The organism is Kitasatospora sp. NPDC001175 (assembly GCF_053598215.1).
This window is the reverse complement of record NZ_JBSFJU010000002.1, coordinates 148,519-168,270: the sequence shown is the minus strand read 5'-3', so window position 1 is coordinate 168,270 and position 19,752 is coordinate 148,519. Positions and strand designations below refer to the sequence as shown.

The following is a 19,752-nucleotide window of genomic DNA, read 5'->3' as shown; positions in this document are numbered from 1 at the left end:
GGCCGTGGGTGCCGACTCCCCGGTGCGCGTGCGCCGTGATGGCAGCATGGCGGGATGGCACACATCGGACTCACCGCCCTGCTCGTCCGCGACTACGACGAGGCCATCGCCTTCTACGTGGACGCGCTCGGATTCGAACTGCGCGAGGACAGCCCGCGCGAGGACGGCGGGCGGTGGGTCGTGGTCGCGCCGCGCGGGTCCCGGGAGACCGCTCTGCTGCTCGCCCGTCCCCACCGGCCCGAGCAGCGGGCCCGGATCGGCGACCAGACCGGCGGGCGGGTCGGCCTCTTCCTGTACACCGAGGACTTCGAGGCCGACCACCGCCGGATGACCGCCGCCGGGGTCACCTTCCTCGAGGACCCCCGCCACGAGCCCTACGGCACGGTCGCCGTCTTCGAGGACCTGTACGGCAACCGCTGGGATCTCCTCCAGCCCGAGTAGGGGCCTCGCCCCGGGGCGTTTCGGTCAACCGCTAGAGGCGCGCCCGCAGTTGCTCCCATACCCCCCGGACCCGGGGGGTCAGGTCGGCCAGCGTCCCGCTGTTGTCGATCACCAGGTCCGCGACCGCGAGCCGCTGCTGGCGGGAGGCCTGGGCCGCCATCCGGGCCTTGGCCTCCGCCTCGGTCATGCCGCGCAGGCGCACGAGCCGGTCCAGCCGTACCTCGTCGTCGGCGTCGATCACGACCACCAGGTCGTACAGCGGCGCCAGCCCGTTCTCGGCGAGCAACGGCACGTCGTGCACCACGATGTCCTCGGGCCCCGCCGCGTCCTCGAGTTCGGCGGAGCGCGCCCGGACCAACGGGTGGACGATCGCGTTGAGCGCTGCCAGTCGCGCCGGGTCGGCGAAGACGACCGCGCCGAGCGCGGGGCGGTCGAGCGACCCGTCCTCCCGGAGGATCCCGGAGCCGAACTCGGCGACCACGGCCGCCAAACCGTCGGTGCCCGGTGCCACCACCTCACGGGCGATCAGGTCGGAGTCCACGACCACCGCACCCAGTGCGGCGAACTGCCGTGACACCTCGCTCTTGCCCGCGCCGATCCCACCCGTCAGTCCGATCCTCAGCATGCCGCCAGGCTACCGCCGCCCGTCGGCCGCCCCGACGGCGGATGAGCACTGGAACGGCGGATGAACATCACACACCCGTTCGGCGAACTGTGCGAGTCGTGTCCCCGGGAACTCCGGGAAAGGTGCGACCGGGCCGCGACCGGCAGCCGTTCGCCCGGGCTAGGGTGCCGGAGAGACCCCTGCCCAGCCGCTCGTCCCCTTGGAGTTCCCGTGTCCAGCCTGTGGTCCGCCGGCCCCCGTCGCGTCCTGGTCGTCGGCATCGACGGCGTCCGCCTCGACCTGCTGCCCGAGCTGCACACCCCGCACCTGGACTCGGTCGCCGCCGCCGGCTTCCTCGCCCCCGTCGAGGTGGACGACGTGACCCCGACCATGTCGGGCCCGTGCTGGGCGACCATCGCCACCGGCGTCGGCGTGGCCAAGCACGGTGTGCTCGGCAACCACCTGGGCGGCAACCGGCTGGACGTCTTCCCGGACTTCACCACCCGGCTGGCCGCCGTGCACCGCCGCCGGACCTTCGCCGTGGGCGGCTGGGAGCCGCTGTTCCTGGCCCGCAGCGGCGGCCCGCTGTTCGCCGCGCCGAGCCGGCTGTCCTACATAGCGCCGCTGGAGGACACCCCCGAGGCGTGGGAGGTCTGCGACGAGCGGGTCACCGCGGAGGCGGTGCACGTGCTGACCGGCGAGGACCAACCGCAGGCGTCCTTCGTCTACCTCGGCGCGGTGGACGAGACCGCGCACTTCCTCGGTTGCGGCGAGGAGTACCGCCGCTCGATCGAGACCGCCGACGCCCGGCTCGGCCGGCTGCTGACGGCGGTCGAGGGCCGCCCCGACGAGGACTGGACGGTCATCGTGGTGACCGATCACGGGCACGTCGACCAGGGCGGCCACGGCGGCCGGAGCGAACTGGAGCGCACCGCCTGGATCGCCGCCCAGGGCCCCGGCATCATCCCGGGCGCACCCCTCGGGTCGCTGCACCACACCGATGTCGCCGCGCACGTCTACGCCGCCCTGGAGATCGTCCCCGACCCGCACTGGACCCTGGACGGCCGCCCGTTCACCCAGGCCGGCACACCGGTTGTGGTCAGCTGACACCCAGTCTTTACTCATCTGACCAGTCGTCACAATCCTGTGACGAAGGTGTGTCGAAAATCAGGTACTGGCTTTACCGGGGCCGACGTATGGTCGGCCCATGCCACGCAGAACGCCGAACGGTCTCCGCAAGAACATACGACTCAGCGCCAGTTTCATAGGCGCCTGCGTCGTGGGGGGCGTACTGGCCGCCGGGCTCGTGCTGCCGGCGGTCGGCGCGGCGGGACTCGGTGCACAGGCGGCGGTGCAGGACTTCGACAGCCTGCCGGACGACTTCAAGACTCCGCCGCTCTCCCAGGCGTCCACCATCTACGACGCCGAAGGCGGTGTGATCGCCACCGTCTACGACCGGGACCGCACGGTCGTACCGAGCAAGCAGATGTCCCCGCTGGTGAAGACCGCACTGGTGGACATCGAGGACAACCGCTTCTACCAGCACGGCGCCATCGACCTGAAGGGCGTCCTGCGTGCCGTCAACACCAACGCCAACGCCGGCGGCACCGCGCAGGGCGGCTCGACCCTCACCCAGCAGTACGTGAAGAACGTGTTCGTCGAGGAGGCCGGGGACGACCAGACGAAGGTCCTCCAGGCCCAGCGGGCCACGCTCGACCGGAAGATCAAGGAACTCAAGTACGCGATCAAGGTCGAGGAGACCCTCACCAAGGACCAGATCCTCACCAACTACCTGAACATCACCTTCTTCGGCGAGAGGGCCTACGGCATCGAGGCGGCCTCCGAGCGGTACTTCAGCGTCCACGCGGACGAGCTGAGCCTGCCGCAGGCCGCGCTGCTGGCGGGCCTGGTCCAGTCGCCCTCCGGCTACGACCCGATCGCCCACCCGACCCAGGCCAAGCAGCGCCGCGACACCGTGCTGCGCAAGATGGCCGAGTTCGGGCACATCACCCAGCAGCAGGCCCAGGACGCCATCGCGACCGACCTCAAGCTGAACGTCACCCACCCTCAGCAGGGTTGCATCACCGCCCAGTTGGGCGAGGGCTTCTTCTGCGACTACGTGCACCGCACGGTGCTCTCCAATCCGGCGTTCGGGCGGACGGCCGACGAGCGCCAGGCGCTGTGGGCCCGCGGCGGCCTGCAGATCCACACCACGCTGGTCCCCAAGGACCAGAAGGCGGTGCAGGACGCGGTCACCAACAACGCGGACGCCTCCGACAAGCCGGCCGCGGTGATGACCCTGGTGCAGCCGGGCACCGGCAAGATCCTCGGCATGGCGCAGAGCCGCCCGTACGGGGTGGACGACAACCAGACCCAGATCAACCTGAACGTGCCCAAGAACATGGGCGGCGGCCTGGGCTACCCGACCGGCTCCACCTTCAAGCCGATCGTCGCGGCAGCCGCGCTGGAAGCCGGCTACGGCATGAGCACCTCCTACAACACGCCCTACAGCATCCCGTGGCCCACGATGACGGACTGCTCGGGCAGGGTCTACAAGAACACCGGCGACGTGCACAACGACGCCACCACGCTGGCCGGGAACTTCTCCATGCCGGATGCGATGGCCCAGTCGGTCAACACCTACTTCGCCAACCTGGAGCACGACGCCGGGCTGTGCAACGTCGCCCGGATGGCCAACAAGCTCGGCATCACCCAGCAGGCCGGTGGTGAGAACCTCGCCGTCGTGCCGTCGATGGTGCTCGGCAGCAATGACCTGACCCCGCTGGAGATGGCCGAGGTGTACGCCGCCTTCGCCGCGCACGGCACCTACTGCGCGCCGAGTGCGATCACCTCGGTCACCGCGCCCGGCGGCAAGAACCTGAGCGTGCCGCAGACCAGTTGCACCCAGGCGATGTCCGCGGACACAGCGGACAGCATCACCAGCATGCTCAAGGGCGTCGTCCAGGACGGCACCGGCAAGACGGTCGGCCTCAACGACCGGGACAACGCGGGCAAGACCGGTACCACCAACGACAGCAAGCAGGTGTGGTTCGTCGGCTACACCCCCGAGCTGGCCGGCGCCACCGTGGTCGGTGACACCCTCAACCCGCGCCCGCTGGAGGGCCAGCGGATGCACGGCGAGCGGCTGACCAACGTCTTCGGTGGCACGGTGGCGGGCCCGATCTGGAACGCGGCCATGGGGGACGCCCTCGCGAACGTCCCGCCCAGCAGCTTCAACTCGGTCCAACTGCCCGGCACCGGCGTGGGATCCGACCCCGGCACCGGCGCGGGATCCGACCCCGGCACCGACCCCGGCACCGACCCCGGCACCGGCGCGGGATCCGACCCCGGCACCGACCCCGGCACCGGCGCGGGATCCGATCCCGGTTCCGACCCCGGCACCGATCCTGGCTCGCCGACCGCCACGGGTGACGCAGGTGGCGCGGGCGGTGCGGGTGGCGCGGGCGGTGCGGGTGGCGCGGGTGGCGCGGGCGGTGCGGGTGGCGCGGGCGCTCCGGGCAACCCCAACCGGCCCGCGCAGCCGCAGGGCCAGGGGCGGCAGTGACCGCTGATGGACACACATGTGCCACGCTGTGCCGCGACTTCATGAGCAAAGGGTGGGAATAGCTTGAGCAGCGAGATCTACTTCAGTAACAACTACCGCGACCTGTGCGAACAGCACGGCACGGGAGCGGGTTTCCAGTTCGAGTTCTCGTGTCAGCGCTGCCACGACAATTGGCGTTCCCCGTTCGAGCCGTTCCGGACCGGGCAGGTGGCCGGCTGGGTCAACAAGGGCATCAACGCCGTCTACGGGCTGATCGGCGGCAACGCCACCAACGGGATCAGCAACGCCGCCGACGGGCTGGCCGGCGCCAATTGGGGCAGCGGCCGGGACAGCGCCTTCGAGCGCGCGATAGGCAACGCCCAGCAGCACTTCAACCGCTGCGCGCGGTGCACCGACTACGTCTGCGGCCGGTGCTGGAACCCGGAGCAGGGGCTCTGCCAGAACTGCGCCCCCGACACCGCCGCCGAGGCGGTCGCCGCCCAGCGGCGCGGGCTCAACGACTTGGTCTCCCAGCGGGCCTACGAGCAGGGGCAGCAGGCCGGCCAGTCCTTCGACGTGGACACGCCGCGCCAGCTGGTCTGCCCGCAGTGCCGGACCGAGACCCACGGGACCCCGTTCTGCCCAGGCTGCGGTCACCGGCTGGCCGTCCAGAACGACTGCGGTGTCTGCAACAAGCCGGTGCCGGACGGCGCCGCCTTCTGCCCGAGCTGCGGGGCTCGGCGCTGACGCTCGGCCTCACTCCGCCCTGACATGGAACTGCTCTGCACCGGACCCGGTCCGGTGCAGAGCAGTTCCCGTTGGGCCCCGGTCGCATACCGCGCTCGTCCCGGCCGGAACGGCTCGGGAGCAGAACAACTCGCGGTCGGAGCGGCTCGCAGCCGGAGTCACCCGGGGCCGGAACGGCTCGCGGCCGGAGCAGGTCGTTGTCGGAGCAGCTCGTGGCCTGACCAGCCCGTTCACCGGGCAGCACCGGCGCGGATTTGATCTGCCGCAGAGCGGATCCGACGCAGAATCGCTCCCGCCCGGCTGCCCGGGACAGGTGCGGCTCAGCCGAGGTCGACCTGCTCGCCCGCCGCCAGTTGGCGCAGCTCGGCACCCGTACCCGGCCCGCCCTCGCCCAGCAGGCGGCCGTACACCATCTGACCCACCTCGCTCAGTACGGCCTCGTGCACCGCGAGTGCCCGCCGGGGCTTGAACTCACGGACGTAGTCGATCAGCTCGGCGGCCTTGGACCACGGCGCTGCGATCGGCAGCAGCAGCGTCTCCACCGGCTGATCCAGCAGGGTGAGCGCATCACCCGGGTGGAAGACCCGGCCGTCCAGCAGGAATCCGATGTTGCGCACCCGCGGGATGTCGGGGTGGATCACGGCATGCCACTCACCGTGCACGCTCACGCCGAGCCCGTTGATGTCGAAGGCGTCGCCCGCACCCACCACCGTGACCCTGCCGCCGAGCCCCGAGAGCTGGTCGGCCACCGTGCGGTTGGTCCAGATCCGCAGCCCCGGGTTGGCCTCGGCGGCGGCCCGCAGCCGGTCCTCGACGAAGTGGTCGAAGTGCTCGTGAGTGATCAGGACGGCGTCAGCGCCTTCGATCGCCTCCGGTGCGGTGAACATCCCGGGGTCGATGACGACGGTGGCGTCCGTGTGCTCGATGCGTACGCAGGCATGCCCGAACTTGGTAAGTCGCATGCCAAAACTGTACAGCAAGGCTGTACAGTTTCGCTGCAAATTAAGCCGAACGGCCGGATAAGCTGACCCCATGGAGCCACAGGAGCACGCAGACCCCGTCGACCCGTTCGAGATCGCCGCCGAGCTGCGACTGGCCATCGGTGCCCTGGTTCGTCGGCTCCGGGTGGACGACGAGCTGCCACAGAACCAGGCCGCCGTACTCGGCTGGCTGGTCCGGGAGGGGCCGCGCACCACCAGCCAACTTGCCGAACTGCAGCGGGTCCGGCACCAGTCGATGGCCCGTACGGTCACGCTGCTCACCGAGGCGGGACTGGTGGAGCAGCAGCGGCACGCCACCGACGGCCGCAAGGTGCTGATCGCCGCCACCGACGCGGGCACGGCCGCCCTGTACGCCCAGCGCACCCGCCGCGAGGGTCGGATCGCCGCAGCCATCAGCGAGCGGCTCGCCCCGGACGAACAGCGCCGGCTCCGCGACACCGTCGCCCTGCTCCATCGGCTGGCCTGAAAACCCCCGCTGCACCGGAGGACTGTGGGGCCGCCGCCGCACCGTCAGCCGGACGGCTCCCCAGGGGCGGGCAGCGCTGCGCGAGCCGGGCTGCACGTAGGCACACCGCCCCGGCCCGGCTCCACGGCACCGGCTCACGTCACCGGAGAATCCACCGGGCGGGTGAGTGCCCATGCCCTCCCCGGGTCTGCGGCGTCGAGCAGGGCGATCCGTACCGCCCCGGAGGGAAGCCCACCGTGAGCGCCGCCCACAAGACCCTGTCCCCCCGGAACGTCCTGCTCGCCGCCGCCCTGTGCGGCCTGCTGTTCGCCGGCGCGGGCAGCGCCGCCGCCTGCAGCGCCGTGGACGCCATCGCCCCGGGCTTCGGCAACTCCTGCGTCAGCGGCTGACCCCGGCGCGCTCCGCGTCGCGCTCCAGGGCCCGTTCCACGTCCCGTCCGGCCTCCGCTCGCCGCCCCGGCAGTGCGACGGCCACGGCGGCCGGCGCGGCGGGAATCGGCGGCAGCACCACATGCTCCCTGAGCCCGATCCTCCGGTGCAGCCGCCGCAGCGGGCCCGGGGCCCACCAGTTGAACTCGCCGAACAGCGTCATCGCGGCCGGTACCAGCAGGCACCGGACCAGTGTGGCGTCCACCGCGACCGCCACCGCCAGCGCGATGCCCATCTCCTTGACCATGAGCATCTGGCCCGCCGCGAACCCGGCGAAGACAATCACCATCAGCAACGCCGCCGAGGTGATGATCCGACCGCTCCGCTGAAGACCGAGCTCCACCGAGCGGGCACAGCCGTGGCCCTGGTCCCGGAGTTCCTTGATCCGCGCAAGCAGGAAAACCTCGTAGTCCATCGAGAGGCCGAAGGCGAAGGCGAAGACCAGCACCGGTATGAAGGTCTCCAGGCCACCCGTCGGACTGAATCCGAGCAGCCCGCTGAAGTAGCCGTGCTGGAAGACCAGGGTGAGCGAGCCGAGCGAAGCGCCCAGCGAGAGCACGTTCATCAACAGCGCCTTGACCGGCATCACCACCGAGCCGGTCATCAGGAAGAGCAGCACCAGCGTCCCGGCCGCGACCAGCCCGAGCGCCCAGGGGCCCCGGGTGGCGATCTCGTGCTGGAAGTCGGCCACCGAGGCCGCGTCGCCGGTGACATAGGTGGTGAGCCCGCCGCGGTCGGCCCGCAGTTCGCCCACCACGCGCTTCGCCTCGGCGCCCTGCGGCGCGCCGTTCACCAGCACCTCGACCGTGCTCACCCGGTCGGCGACCGGAGCGACCGACCGGATCCCGCTGACCCCGGGCAGCTTGGCCGCCACGTCCTCCGCGTACGCCTGCGCGGTGTTCCGGTCGGCCTCGACCACGACTGTGACCGGGGCCGGGGCCTGCTGCGGGAAGCGCTCCGAGATGGCCTCGGTGACCTGGCGTCCCGCGGAGGAGGTGGGCAGCACGGCCGCTCCCGAGCTGCGCCACTGCGAGCCCAGGAAGGGCGCGCCGGCGGCCAGCAGCAGCGCGACGCAGCCGAGCACCACCGGCACCGGCCGCCGCTGCACCCGGCGGACCGTACGGGTGAAGAAGCCCTCGTCCGGAACCGGCGTGGTGGGTGCCTTGACCCGGTGGCCGACGAAGCCGAGCAGCGCGGGGACCAGGGTCAGCGCAGCGGCGACGGCGATGATCACCACGCTGACCCCGGCCGCCGCGACGGCACGGAAGACCGGACTGGTGAAGACGAAGAGTCCGGCCAGCGCGACGGCCACGGTCAGCCCGGAGAAGGCGACCGTCCGGCCCGCGGTGGCCGCAGTGCGCTCGACCGCGTAGGCGATCGCGGCACCGCAGCCGCGCTCCTCACGGAAGCGGTTGACCATCAGCAGCGCGTAGTCGATCGACAGCCCCAGTCCCAGCACGGTGGCGATCGGCAGCACGCTGGTGTCGATGTCCATGATCCGGCTGAACCCGAACATGGCCAGCAGCGCCCCGCCCACCGAGGCGACCGCGCCGATCACCGGCAGCCCGGCCGCAGCCAGCCCGCCGAAGACCAGGACCATCACGATCAGCGTCAGCGGCAGGGTGACCAGTTCACCGAAACGGGTGTCGCTGGCGGTCTGGTCCTTGACCTCGCGCTGCAGCACCAGGTCCCCGCCGACCGTGGTGTGCACGCCGTCCGCCCTGATCGACTGCAGCTGCCGGGTCACGGCCGACAGTTGGGCGTCGGTCGAGCCCTCGGCCATCCGCACCGCGACCAGGCTCGCCCGGCCGTCGGTGGCGGTGAGCGCCGGGCCCGCACGGTAGGTGTCGACGGCCGAGACCACGCCGGGCAGCCTGCCGATCCGGTCGGTGGCTGCGGTCACTGCGGCGCGTACCGCCGGGTCGGCCACGGGTGCGCCGTCCACCACGGCGGTGACGGTGCCCTTGGCGGAGTCGACGGCGGCGACCAGGGCCTCGCCCCTGGCGGACTCCGAACCGCCTGCCGCGGTACCGGCCACCGAGCCCTCGAAGACCCGTCCGCCGATCAACACCCCGAGCACGAGCACCAGGAGCCAGAAGCCCAGCACCGAACGCCGCCGCCGGTGGCAGAACCGGCCGAGGGCCGCGAGCCTCCCGTCAACCTGGACGGGAGCGGCGGCGGGTTCGACAGCTGCAGCGAGCGGGTGGCGCATGTGCGAGAACCTTTCGGGCAGTTCACCCAAAAATAAGTGGAGTCGCCCAAACCTCCTATAGGTGGACGATGAGCTTCATCTCACACCGGAACCGGGCACCCGCTCGGCAGCCGCCGGCCGGCGTCCGGATACGACAGAACCCCCACCCGGAGCCCCGGGTGGGGGTTCTGTCAGTTACCAGCGCCGGTCAGCGCCGAGCGTGAGCTCAGCTCTGGCCGCCGGCCAGCTTCTCGCGCAGAGCGGCGAGCGCCTCGTCCGAGGCGAGCGCGCCGGAGCCCTCGTCGCTGCTGGAGGAGTACGAGCCACCACCGGCGACCGGGGCCTCCTCGCCGGCCTCGGCGGCAGCGGCGGCGTCGGCCTCACGGCTCTTGATGACCTGAGCCTGGTGCTGCTCGAAGCGGGCCTGCGCCTCGGCGTACTGGCGCTCCCACTCCTCACGCTGCTTCTCGTAGCCGGGCAGCCAGTCGTTCGCCTCGGGGTCGAAGCCCTCCGGGTAGATGTAGTTGCCCTGGTCGTCGTAGGACGCGGCCATGCCGTACAGGGTCGGGTCGAACTCGACCGCGGCAGCGTCGGGGCCGAAGGCCTCGTTGGCCTGCTTCAGCGACAGGCTGATGCGACGACGCTCGAGGTCGATGTCGATGACCTTGACGAAGATCTCGTCGCCGACCTGGACGACCTGCTCCGGGATCTCGACGTGGCGCTCGGCCAGCTCGGAGATGTGGACCAGACCCTCGATGCCCTCGTCGACGCGGACGAACGCACCGAACGGAACCAGCTTGGTGACCTTACCCGGAACGACCTGGCCGATCTGGTGGGTACGGGCGAACTGCTGCCACGGGTCCTCCTGGGTCGCCTTCAGCGACAGGGAGACACGCTCGCGGTCCATGTCGACGTCGAGAACCTCGACGGTGACCTCCTGGCCGACCTCGACAACCTCGGACGGGTGGTCGATGTGCTTCCAGGACAGCTCGGAGACGTGAACCAGACCGTCGACGCCGCCCAGGTCCACGAACGCACCGAAGTTGACGATCGAGGAGACGACACCGGAGCGCACCTGACCCTTCTGCAGGGTGGTGAGGAAGGTCTGGCGGACCTCGCTCTGGGTCTGCTCCAGCCAGGCACGGCGGGACAGGACCACGTTGTTGCGGTTCTTGTCCAGCTCGATGATCTTGGCCTCGAGCTCCTTGCCCACGTAGGGCTGGAGGTCGCGGACGCGGCGCATCTCGACCAGCGAGGCCGGGAGGAAGCCACGGAGGCCGATGTCGAGGATGAGACCACCCTTGACGACCTCGATGACGGTACCGGTGACGATGCCGTCCTCTTCCTTGATCTTCTCGATCGTGCCCCAGGCACGCTCGTACTGAGCGCGCTTCTTGGACAGGATGAGACGACCCTCCTTGTCCTCCTTCTGGAGAACCAGGGCCTCGATGTTGTCACCGACGGAGACGACCTCGTGCGGGTCAACGTCGTGCTTGATCGAGAGCTCGCGGGAAGGGATGACGCCCTCGGTCTTGTAACCGATGTCGAGGAGCACCTCGTCACGGTCGACCTTCACGATGACGCCCTCGACGATGTCGCCATCGTTGAAGTACTTGATGGTCTCGTCGATCGCGGCAAGGAACGCGTCCGCGTCGCCGATGTCGTTGACCGCGACCTGCGGGGTGGTGCTGATGGTGTCGGTGGGGCTCGTCATTAGGAAAGGGGCTCCGGTACGGACATGAAGTCGTAGGTAATGCCACGCGGAGGGCCCGTATCGCTCCCACCGAAAGCCGGACAGCCAAGAACACGGCCCACCCGCTGAAATTCTCCAGAAGGGGTCCGTCTTGCGACCGTGGGGTCTTCGACAGATGCGAGCGCGACCTGCTCCGTCCGAGGCGCGCAGGCCCGCAGCGCAACTTGTAGCATACGGGGACAGCCGGGCACGGTCAACGCCAGAGAAGGCGAGACGGTAAAGGCCGGGACAGATAAGGCCATATCCTCCATCTGCGCACCCTGCGCCCATGATCACCTTAGTACCTTCGAGTTCGGTACCCTGAGGTGATCACCAGCGCGGGAGGCAGCCGCAGGGCCCGCTCCGGTCCCCGGATGCCACCGCCCGATCCGCCCCGTTCGACCGGGCCGGCTCGTTGCAGTAGCGCTTCCGCAGCCTCCACCCTACGCGACGGGTTTCACACTTTGTCCACCACCCCCGATCTTCCGGACCCCACCGATCTCAGCGCCCTGGCCGCCCTCGGGGACCAGCTGTCCGAGGACGACGACAGCGAGGCCGTCCGCCGCGAGGCCGCGCCCGCCGAGAGCAGCCGGGCCAGCCGCCACTGGTGGGACCGCAACGCCGACGAGTACCAGGACGAGCACGGCGAGTTCCTCGGCGACGCCCGCTTCACCTGGTGCCCCGAAGGACTCGACGAGGCCGACGCCCGACTGCTCGGATCCCCGGACTCGCTCAAGGGCGCGAAGGTGCTGGAGCTCGGCGCGGGCGCAGCCCAGTGCTCCCGCTGGCTGGCCGCCCAGGGTGCGATCCCCGTCGCCCTCGACATCTCCTACCGGCAGCTCCAGCACTCCCGCCGGATCGACCTGGAGGCCGGCGGCGAGCCGGTCGCGGTGCTCCAGGCCGACGCGGCCGTGCTCCCGTTCGCCGACGGCTCGTTCGACCTGGTCTGCTCGGCGTACGGGGCGGTGCCGTTCAGCGCCGACACCGCCGCGCTGATGCGCGAGGTGCACCGGGTGCTGCGGCCCGGCGCGCGCTGGGTCTTCTCGGTCACCCATCCGATCCGCTGGGCCTTCCCCGACGAACCCGGCGTCGAGGGGCTCACCGCCACCGCCTCGTACTTCGACCGCACGCCCTACGTCGAGCAGGACGAGCACGGCCACGCCACCTACGTCGAGCACCACCGCACCCTGGGCGACCGGGTCCGCGAACTCACCGGCGCCGGCTTCCGCCTGCTCGACCTCGTCGAACCCGAGTGGCCGGACGGACACGAACAGGAGTGGGGCGGCTGGAGCCCGCTGCGCGGCCGGCTGATCCCCGGGACCGCGATCTTCGTCGCTCAGCGGGACTGAGGGCCGGCGGGGCCGAGCGCGTCCGAAGGGGCGCGCCCCGCGAAGAGACGCTCTGGAGAGAAACATGACCAAACCTGGAGGACTCTCCAAGGAAACTCTCATGCGGGCAGCAGATCGTGCCGCGTATGGCTACCGATCTGCTCACCGCACCTCTCCGGACCGTGGCCGCCCCGCCGGGCGGCCGCAGGGTCCCGTGGAAGTCCCCTGACGGCCAGCCCGGATACGCCCGGCCCGCGCTGCTGGGGATCGCGGCCGTCGCCGCGGTGCTGTACGCCTGGAACATCAACCACAGCCAGTACCACGCCTTCTACGCCGACGCCGTGCGCAGCATGACCGAGAGCTGGAAGGCGTTCCTCTTCGGCTCGTTCGACCCGGCGAACACCATCACGCTCGACAAGCTGCCCGGCTTCCTCTGGCCGCAGGCGCTGTGCGCGCGGCTCTTCGGGTTCCACCCGTGGGCGCTCACCCTGCCGCAGGCGATCGAGGGCGTGCTGGCCGTGCTGGTGATGTACCGGGTGGTGCGGCGGTGGGCCGGGGCCAACGCCGGGTTGCTCGCGGCCGCCGCCTTCACCCTGACTCCGGTGGCCGCCGGACTGTTCCGTACGGCGGTCGAGGACGCCGCGTTCACGCTGCTGCTCCTGCTGGCGGCCGACGCGGCGCAGCGGGCCGCGCAGTCGGGCCGGCTGCGGCCGCTGCTGCTCGCCGGAGTCTGGGTCGGGCTGGCGTTCCAGACCAAGATGCTGGAGGCGTGGGCGGTGCTGCCCGCACTGGCCGCGGTGTACCTGGTCTCGGCGCCGGTCACGCTGCGGCGGCGGTTCGGCCATGTGGCGCTGGCGGGTCTGGTGACGGTCGCGGTCTCGGCCTCCTGGATGCTGGCCGTCACGCTCACTCCGGCCAAGGACCGTCCGTTCGTCGACGGCACGACCGACAACTCGGCCTTCAGCATGGTGGTCGGGTACAACTTCCTGAACCGCTTCTCGTCGGTGGGCCTTTCGGCTTCGCAGACCGGAAGCGTCCAGGCGGTCCGCGGCGGCGGGGGCGGCGGCAACCACGGGGGCGGCGGCCACGGTGGTGGCTACGGCGCGGGCGGCCGTGGCGCAGGTGGTCACGGCGGTGGTCAGGCCGGCTCCGGCGCGGGTGGCGCGGGGTTCGGGGCGGGCTTCGGCGCCGGTCACTCGGGTGCTGCGGGTGCCTCGGGCATGCCGGGTGCCTCGGATGCGCCGGGTATGCCGGGTGCTCCCGGTGACGCCGGGGCGGCGGGCCACGGCGGTTGGCGGACGGAGGCCCAGGGTGGCGGCGGGGCCGGTGCGACCGGCATGGCCGGCGCCGGGGCGGACGCCGGGGCGTTCTGGGCCGCGGCAGGCGGTGGTGGCGGGGGCGGCATGAGCGACGGCGGCTGGACCAAGATGTTCAACTCGCAGTTCGCACCGCAGACCGGCTGGTTCTATCCGCTGGCACTGGTCTCGCTGGTCTGCGGCCTGGTCTGGCGGCGACGCGCGCCGCGCACTGACGTACGGCGGGCCGGGTTCGTGCTGTGGGGGACCTGGCTGACGGTCTTCTTCCTGGTCTTCAGCGCGGGCAGCGTCGGCGGCCACAGCTACTACATGGGTGTGATCGCGGCTCCGCTCGCCGCGCTGAGCGGCACCGGACTGGTGCTGATGTGGCGGGCGTTCCGCGACGGCGGACGCCGGGCCTGGGCGCTGCCGGTGGCGATCGCGAGCACGGTCGCCTGGTGCGCCTACCTGGCCTGGACGTACCCGACCTTCCTGCCGTGGCTGGCACCGACCGCGATTGCCCTGGGCCTGCTGGCCCTGGTCCTGCTGGGACTGGCCCGAACGGGTGGCGGCGAACGGTTCGCGGGGCTCTTCGGGCGGCGGCTCGCACTGGCCGGTGCGCTGACGGGCATCGCGGCCGTGCTGGTAGCACCGAGCGCCTGGGCATCCTCGGTCCTGGACTCGAAGTACGGCAACTCGGGCATGGGCACCGTCGGCCCGGTCGGCGGCGGTCACGGCGGCGGCAACCAGCGCTCGGCGACGTCCTCGGAGTTCGCCCGGCTCATGCAGGCCGAGCAGGCCAGGTTCGGCGGCGGCCAGGGCGGCGGGTTCGGTGGCGGCTTCGGCGGTTCCTCGGAGCACCTGAGCGCTCCGCAGCAGGCCCTGTTCGACTACCTCCAGGCCCATCGGGACGGTGCCCGCTACCTGCTCGCCACCACCAACTGGAGCAGCGCCTCACCGTTCATCCTCGCCACCGGTGCCGAAGTACTGCCCATGGGAGGCTTCAGCGGATCGGCGCCGGCGCCGAGCCCGTCGCAGTTCCAGCAGTTCGTCGACTCGGGTCAGCTGCGATACGTCCTGCTCACCGGCGAGGGCGAAATGGGTGGCATGGGCGGTGTGGGCGGCTCGGCCAACCCGGCGACGGCGCAGATCCAGTCCTGGGTCCGCACCGCCTGCACCGTGGTGTCCCCCGGTGAGTACGGCGCCACCGCTCAGGGGACCCAGCAGCTCTACACCTGCCGACCCGCTCGCTGACGGGTCTCCCCCGGGGCGCGGGAACCGCGCGAGGAACCAGGTACGGTACCTCGCTCGTGCGGCTCCCGCGCCCCGGGCGTTTCCGGTTGACGCGGCAATCCACCGAAGGCCGCGCACGTGCGACCTACCCACGCGAACTCCCGCGCCACTGCACGTGCACACCCCGCACGGACTCCCCTGCCGCTGCACGTGCACACCCCGCACCGACTCCCCCGCCGCTGCACGTGCACACCCCGCACCGGACTTCGCACATACTGCTGCACGTGAACCCCGCCTGGCTCGAACTCCCCGTCCGCACCGCCGTCGCACCACTGCGGCAGGCCCTGGAGGCGCGCGGCACCGCCGTTCTCTCGGCACCGCCCGGCACCGGGAAGACCACCCTGGTGCCGCTCGCCCTGGCCGGGTTGGTCGAGGACTCCCCCGAGCCGGTGCGGCGTGTGCTGGTGGCCGAGCCGCGCAGGCTGGCGGTTCGGGCAGCGGCGCGCCGGATGGCCTGGCTGCTCGGCGAGAGCGTGGGGCGCCGGGTGGGGTACACCGTCCGGGGCGAGCGGAAGACCGGCCCGGACACCGTGGTGGAGGTGGTCACCACCGGCGTGCTGCTGCAACGGCTCCAGCGCGACCCCGAGTTGGGCGGTGTGGACACGGTCGTCCTGGACGAGTGCCACGAACGGCACCTGGACGCGGACACCGCACTCGCCTTCCTGCTGGACGTCCGGGCCGCGCTCCGCCCCGAACTGCGGCTGGTTTGCGCCTCGGCGACCTCGGACACCGCCGCCTGGGCCGGGTTGCTCGGCGGTGAGGAAGGGCCCGCCCCGGTGGTGGAGGCGCACGGCGTCTCGTACCCCGTCGAGGTGGTCTGGGCGCCCCCGCCGCGTGCCGTGCGCCCTCCGCACGGGATCCGTACCGATCCGGCGCTGCTCGACCATGTCGCCGCGACCGTCCGCCGGGCGCTCGGCGAGCGCTCCGGTGACCTGCTCTGCTTCCTGCCCGGCGTCGGCGAGATCGCCCGGGTCGCCGGGATGCTCGCCGGTACGGTCGATGCCGAGCTTGTGCAGTTGCACGGGCAGGCGCCGCAGTCGGTGCAGGACGCGGCGCTGTCGGTCGGCGACCGGCGCCGGGTCATTCTGGCCACCTCGGTCGCCGAGTCCTCGCTGACCGTCCCTGGGGTCCGGGTGGTGGTCGACTGCGGGTTGGCGCGGGAGCCGCGTACCGACCATGCGCGCGGACTGTCCGGCCTGGTCACCGTACGGGCCTCGCTGGCTGCGGGCCGGCAGCGCGCGGGGCGCGCCGGGCGCGAGGCTCCCGGCGCGGTCTACCGCTGCTGGGCGGAGGTCGAGGACGCGCGGGCGCCGCGCTTCCCCACACCCGAGATCGCGCTCGCCGACCTGACCGGGTTCGCGCTGCAGGCCGCCTGCTGGGGCGATCCGGACGCCCGCGGCCTCGCGCTACCCGACTCCCCGCCCGCCGGCGCGCTGGCCGCGGCGCGCCAGACGCTGTCCGCGCTCGGCGCGGTGGACGGCAAGGGGCGGGCCACCGAACGCGGGATCCGGATCGCCCGCACCGGCCTGCACCCCCGGCTCGGCCGCGCTCTGTTGGACGGTACCGGTGTGGTCGGCGGACGCCGCGCGGCCGAACTGGTCGCCCTGCTCTCCGAGGAGCCCCCGCGCGCACTGGGCGACGACCTGCTGGCCGTCTGGCGCACGGTGCGCGGAGCCGGGGACGCCTACGCCTCCCGGTGGCAGCAGGAGGTCCGCCGCCTGCACCGCGCCGCCTCGCCCACCGCCGACCGGCTCCCGGACAGCGCCGACCGGCCCGTGGAGAGCGCCGACACGTCCGGCACCGCGAACGCCTCCGCCTCGCCCGCCGGCACCGGCCGCTCCGGGAGCGGGGCCGCAGGGCCGTCCGATGCCGTCACCGCCGGGCTGGTGGTCGCGCTCGCGCACCCCGAGCGGATCGCGCGGGCGCGGTCCGCGGACGGCCCGTACCTGATGGCCTCCGGCACGGCGGCCGAGACCGCGGCCGGTTCGGCGCTCGCCGGGGCGGGCTGGCTGGCGGTGGCGGTCGCGGACCGACCGGCGGGCTCCCCCTCGGCGCGGGTCCAGCGCGCGGTGGTACTGGACGAGGGGACGGCCCGGCTGGCCGGTGCCTCGCTGCTGTCGGAGCGCACCGAGGTGCGCTGGGTGGTGCCGCCGGGCGGACGGCGCGGGGACGTCGCCGCACGCCGGGTCGAGGAGTTGGGGGCGATCGAGCTCACCGCTCTGCCGCTGCCGGATCCGGACCCCGGGCTGCTACGGACGGCCCTGCTGGAGGGGCTGACCCGCGAGGGGGTGGGCGCACTGCTCAACTGGTCGCCCAAGGCGGTGGCGCTGCGACAGCGGCTGGCCCTGCTGCACCGCGTGCTCGGCGCGCCCTGGCCGGACGTCAGCGACCAGGGACTGCTGGCGGCTGCCGAGGACTGGCTGGAGCCCGAGCTCTCCCGCGCCCGCCGCCGGGTCGACCTGGAACGGATCGACACCGCCACCGCACTCCAGCGGCTGCTCCCCTGGGCCACCGGAGAGGCCGGGCGGCTGGACGAACTGGCGCCCGAGCGGATCACCGTGCCGAGCGGTGCCCGGATCAGGGTGGACTACTCGACCGAACGCCCGGTGCTGGCAGCGAAGTTGCAGGAGTTCTTCGGCTGGCAGGCCGCACCCGCACTGGTCGACGGCCGGGTGCCGCTGACGGTCCACCTGCTCTCTCCGGCCGGCCGCCCGGCCGCCGTCACCGGCGACCTCGCCTCGTTCTGGCGCGAGGGCTACCGCGCCGTCCGCGCCGAACTGCGCGGCCGCTACCCCCGCCACGCCTGGCCGGAGAACCCGAGCGAGCGGTAACGGCGGTACGCCGGGGAGCACCGGCCAACTGCTCGACCGACAGGGCTGCTTGCTCGAGCGGACATCAGCCCGTGGGTGTAAACCCACGGGCTGTCGGTGCTGCCGTCATTGCCACCGACGGTCCGATGCGCCACCCGGGCGGCTCACGGCACCGTTGACCAGGTGATCGAAGTCAACGAACCGGCGCCACGGCGCCGGCGACACCCCGCCCCACGCACAAGTCGTGGGAGCGATCGGGCATCCTCGCACTCCACACACGACTGACCCGGTGTCAGTTGTGCGTCCAGGAGCCCTCGGCCGTACATCGCCGGGATGACGTCGCGGCCGGGTGGCCCCAGCGATTGACCCGATGTCAATGCGAGGGCTGACGCGACCGACAGCGGCCACGCCTAGCGTCAACTCCCGGCGCCCGCACGCGCCGCACTCCGACGGAGTCGGGAGCCGGTGCGGAAGGTCCCCGACGACCGCCGCAACCACCTCTTCACCTCCTGACCGCCGCACCCACCCGCCCGGCCGCTTCCCGGGCGCCCACCCACTCCCACCGCCTGGCCGTTTCCAGGTGCCCGTCCGTCTCCCACCACCCGAAGGGCCTGACACCCCGCCATGGGCTCCACCCTCGTCATCACCAACGACTTCCCGCCCCGGCAGGGCGGCATCGAGACCTTCGTGCACGCCATGGCCACCCGCATGCCGGCCGACGAGGTCGTCGTCTACACCTCGCACGAGCCGGGCGGCGCAGTCTTCGACGCGACCCTCCCGTTCCCGGTCATCCGGGACCCCGCCCGGATGCTGCTGCCGACCGGGCGGGTGACCCGGCGCGCGGTCGAGATCGCCCAGGTCCACGGCTGCGACCGGGTCTGGTTCGGCGCTGCCGCACCGCTCGCCCTGATGGCACCGGCCCTGCACCGCAGCGGTGTCCGACGCACCGTGGCCACCACGCACGGCCACGAGATCTGGTGGGCCAGGACACCCGGCGCCCGCCGGCTGATGCGGCGGATCGGCGACGGTGTCGACGCCGTCACCTACCTCGGCCAGTACACCCGCCGCCGGATCGAGCCCGCTCTCGGCCCCCGGGCCCGACTCAGCCGCTTGGTGCCGGGCGTCGACGCCGAGGTGTACCGGCCGGACGCCGGTGCCGGCCTCGCCCTCCGAACCCGACTCGGCCTGCAGGAAAGGCCGGTGATCCTGTGCGTGGCCCGCCTGGTGCCCCGCAAGGGCCAGGACGTGCTGATCCGGGCACTTCCGCTGGTCCGGCGCGCCGTACCGGACGCCGTCCTGCTCGTGGTCGGCCAGGGTCCCGACGAGGCGCGGCTGCGCAAGCTCGCGCAGCGTCACACCACGCCCGGATCGGTGCACTTCGCCGGCGGCAGGTCGCACGCCGAGACACCGCCGTACTACGCCGCCGCCGACGTCTTCGCCATGCCGTGCCGCACCCGGAAAGGCGGCCTGGAGGCCGAGGGCCTGGGGATCGTCTTCCTGGAGGCCGCCGCGAGCGGTCTGCCGGTGGTCGTGGGCGACTCGGGCGGCGCTCCCGACACCGTGCTCGACGGCCGGACCGGCCGGGTGGTGGACGGGTCGGATCCGGCGGCCGTCGCCCGGGCGCTGACCGAGCTGCTGCTCGACCCCGAGCGCGCGGCGATCGGCGCCCGGGGCCGCAGCTGGGTCCAGCAGTCCTGGTCGTGGGACGCCTCCGCCCGCCATCTGATCGAGCTGCTCTCGCCCGAACACAGCCTCACCGCCGTGCACCGGGAGCGGTGAGCGGGAACCCGCGCGGCCGTCCGGTCCGGGCGCTCTGCGGCAGGCAGCGCCGCGAGGCGTGAGGCACCGCGCCGCAGGGGGCGATCGGCCGAC

General features: G+C 72.3%; 14 protein-coding genes. 10 read left to right on the top strand and 4 right to left on the bottom strand.

The annotated features are described in order from the left end of the window. The first annotated feature begins 54 nt into the window (after positions 1-54). Positions 55-441, top strand: coding sequence for a VOC family protein (locus ACWDAK_RS02685; protein WP_344636515.1), 387 nt, complete (start codon positions 55-57; stop codon positions 439-441). Between the two features lie 31 nt (positions 442-472). On the opposite strand, the gene coaE is transcribed toward ACWDAK_RS02685, so the two are convergent. Continuing rightward, complete coding sequence (gene coaE / locus ACWDAK_RS02680; RefSeq protein WP_344636516.1) at positions 473-1,066, bottom strand: dephospho-CoA kinase; 594 nt, start codon at positions 1,064-1,066, stop codon at positions 473-475. 210 nt (positions 1,067-1,276) lie between these two features. On the opposite strand from coaE, the gene ACWDAK_RS02675 reads away from it, so the two are divergent. The 3 genes from ACWDAK_RS02675 to ACWDAK_RS02665 all read left to right on the top strand — a co-directional run bounded on the left by ACWDAK_RS02675 (position 1,277) and on the right by ACWDAK_RS02665 (position 5,336). After that, positions 1,277-2,152, top strand: coding sequence for an alkaline phosphatase family protein (locus tag ACWDAK_RS02675; RefSeq protein ID WP_344636517.1), 876 nt, complete (start codon positions 1,277-1,279; stop codon positions 2,150-2,152). A gap of 100 nt (positions 2,153-2,252) precedes the next feature. Further along, positions 2,253-4,610 (top strand): transglycosylase domain-containing protein, encoded by a 2,358-nt coding sequence (locus ACWDAK_RS02670; RefSeq protein WP_427393161.1) that lies wholly within the window; start codon positions 2,253-2,255, stop codon positions 4,608-4,610. A gap of 207 nt (positions 4,611-4,817) precedes the next feature. Beyond that, complete coding sequence (locus tag ACWDAK_RS02665; RefSeq protein WP_449806441.1) at positions 4,818-5,336, top strand: double zinc ribbon domain-containing protein; 519 nt, start codon at positions 4,818-4,820, stop codon at positions 5,334-5,336. A 320-nt stretch (positions 5,337-5,656) separates the two neighbouring features. Here the strand turns inward: ACWDAK_RS02665 and ACWDAK_RS02660 are convergent, their stop codons facing one another. After that, entirely contained in the window at positions 5,657-6,298 is a 642-nt protein-coding gene (locus ACWDAK_RS02660) for an MBL fold metallo-hydrolase (protein ID WP_344636520.1), read from the bottom strand. A gap of 70 nt (positions 6,299-6,368) precedes the next feature. Here ACWDAK_RS02660 and ACWDAK_RS02655 point away from each other — a divergent pair, with 70 nt between their 5' ends. Further along, positions 6,369-6,803, top strand: a complete 435-nt coding sequence (locus tag ACWDAK_RS02655) for a MarR family winged helix-turn-helix transcriptional regulator (RefSeq protein WP_427393162.1) — start codon at positions 6,369-6,371, stop codon at positions 6,801-6,803. A gap of 236 nt (positions 6,804-7,039) precedes the next feature. Continuing rightward, positions 7,040-7,192: a hypothetical protein gene (locus ACWDAK_RS02650; RefSeq protein ID WP_344636522.1), complete on the top strand. Its 153-nt coding sequence runs from the start codon at positions 7,040-7,042 to the stop codon at positions 7,190-7,192. Here ACWDAK_RS02650 and ACWDAK_RS02645 read toward each other — a convergent pair. Both ACWDAK_RS02645 and rpsA read right to left on the bottom strand, forming a co-directional pair. Beyond that, positions 7,182-9,443 carry an MMPL family transporter gene (locus ACWDAK_RS02645; protein WP_344636523.1) on the bottom strand — a complete coding sequence of 754 codons (2,262 nt, stop codon included), beginning with the start codon at positions 9,441-9,443 and terminating at the stop codon, positions 7,182-7,184. The two genes, ACWDAK_RS02650 and ACWDAK_RS02645, sit on opposite strands and share 11 nt — an antisense overlap. 205 nt (positions 9,444-9,648) lie before the next feature. Next, a complete protein-coding gene (rpsA, locus tag ACWDAK_RS02640; RefSeq protein ID WP_344636524.1) occupies positions 9,649-11,136 on the bottom strand; it encodes a 30S ribosomal protein S1 in 1,488 nt (495 codons plus the stop codon). A 527-nt stretch (positions 11,137-11,663) separates the two neighbouring features. Between rpsA and ACWDAK_RS02635 the strand changes: the two genes are divergently transcribed. The 4 genes from ACWDAK_RS02635 (at position 11,664) to ACWDAK_RS02620 (ending at position 19,659) form a co-directional block, all read left to right on the top strand. Next, positions 11,664-12,503 carry a class I SAM-dependent methyltransferase gene (locus ACWDAK_RS02635; RefSeq protein ID WP_425557605.1) on the top strand — a complete coding sequence of 280 codons (840 nt, stop codon included), beginning with the start codon at positions 11,664-11,666 and terminating at the stop codon, positions 12,501-12,503. Positions 12,504-12,628: 125 nt separating this feature from the next. Then, on the top strand, positions 12,629-15,031 hold the full coding sequence (locus tag ACWDAK_RS02630; protein ID WP_427393163.1) for an ArnT family glycosyltransferase: 2,403 nt from the start codon (positions 12,629-12,631) through the stop codon (positions 15,029-15,031). 263 nt (positions 15,032-15,294) lie between these two features. Further along, positions 15,295-17,901, top strand: a complete 2,607-nt coding sequence (gene hrpB, locus ACWDAK_RS02625) for an ATP-dependent helicase HrpB (RefSeq protein ID WP_427393164.1) — start codon at positions 15,295-15,297, stop codon at positions 17,899-17,901. A gap of 603 nt (positions 17,902-18,504) precedes the next feature. Next, positions 18,505-19,659 carry a glycosyltransferase family 4 protein gene (locus ACWDAK_RS02620; protein WP_344636527.1) on the top strand — a complete coding sequence of 385 codons (1,155 nt, stop codon included), beginning with the start codon at positions 18,505-18,507 and terminating at the stop codon, positions 19,657-19,659. The last annotated feature ends 93 nt before the right edge of the window (positions 19,660-19,752 follow it).

Bases quoted from the DNA above. Each gene is read 5' to 3' on its own strand.
- ACWDAK_RS02645 (WP_344636523.1), bottom strand. From the start codon at position 9,443: ATGCGCCACCCGCTCGCTGCAGCTGTCGAACCCGCCGCCGCTCCCGTC.
- ACWDAK_RS02620 (WP_344636527.1), top strand. From the start codon at position 18,505: ATGGGCTCCACCCTCGTCATCACCAACGACTTCCCGCCCCGGCAGGGC.
- ACWDAK_RS02655 (WP_427393162.1), top strand. From the start codon at position 6,369: ATGGAGCCACAGGAGCACGCAGACCCCGTCGACCCGTTCGAGATCGCC.
- ACWDAK_RS02630 (WP_427393163.1), top strand. From the start codon at position 12,629: ATGGCTACCGATCTGCTCACCGCACCTCTCCGGACCGTGGCCGCCCCG.
- ACWDAK_RS02685 (WP_344636515.1), top strand. From the start codon at position 55: ATGGCACACATCGGACTCACCGCCCTGCTCGTCCGCGACTACGACGAG.
- coaE (WP_344636516.1), bottom strand. From the start codon at position 1,066: ATGCTGAGGATCGGACTGACGGGTGGGATCGGCGCGGGCAAGAGCGAG.
- ACWDAK_RS02660 (WP_344636520.1), bottom strand. From the start codon at position 6,298: ATGCGACTTACCAAGTTCGGGCATGCCTGCGTACGCATCGAGCACACG.
- ACWDAK_RS02670 (WP_427393161.1), top strand. From the start codon at position 2,253: ATGCCACGCAGAACGCCGAACGGTCTCCGCAAGAACATACGACTCAGC.
- rpsA (WP_344636524.1), bottom strand. From the start codon at position 11,136: ATGACGAGCCCCACCGACACCATCAGCACCACCCCGCAGGTCGCGGTC.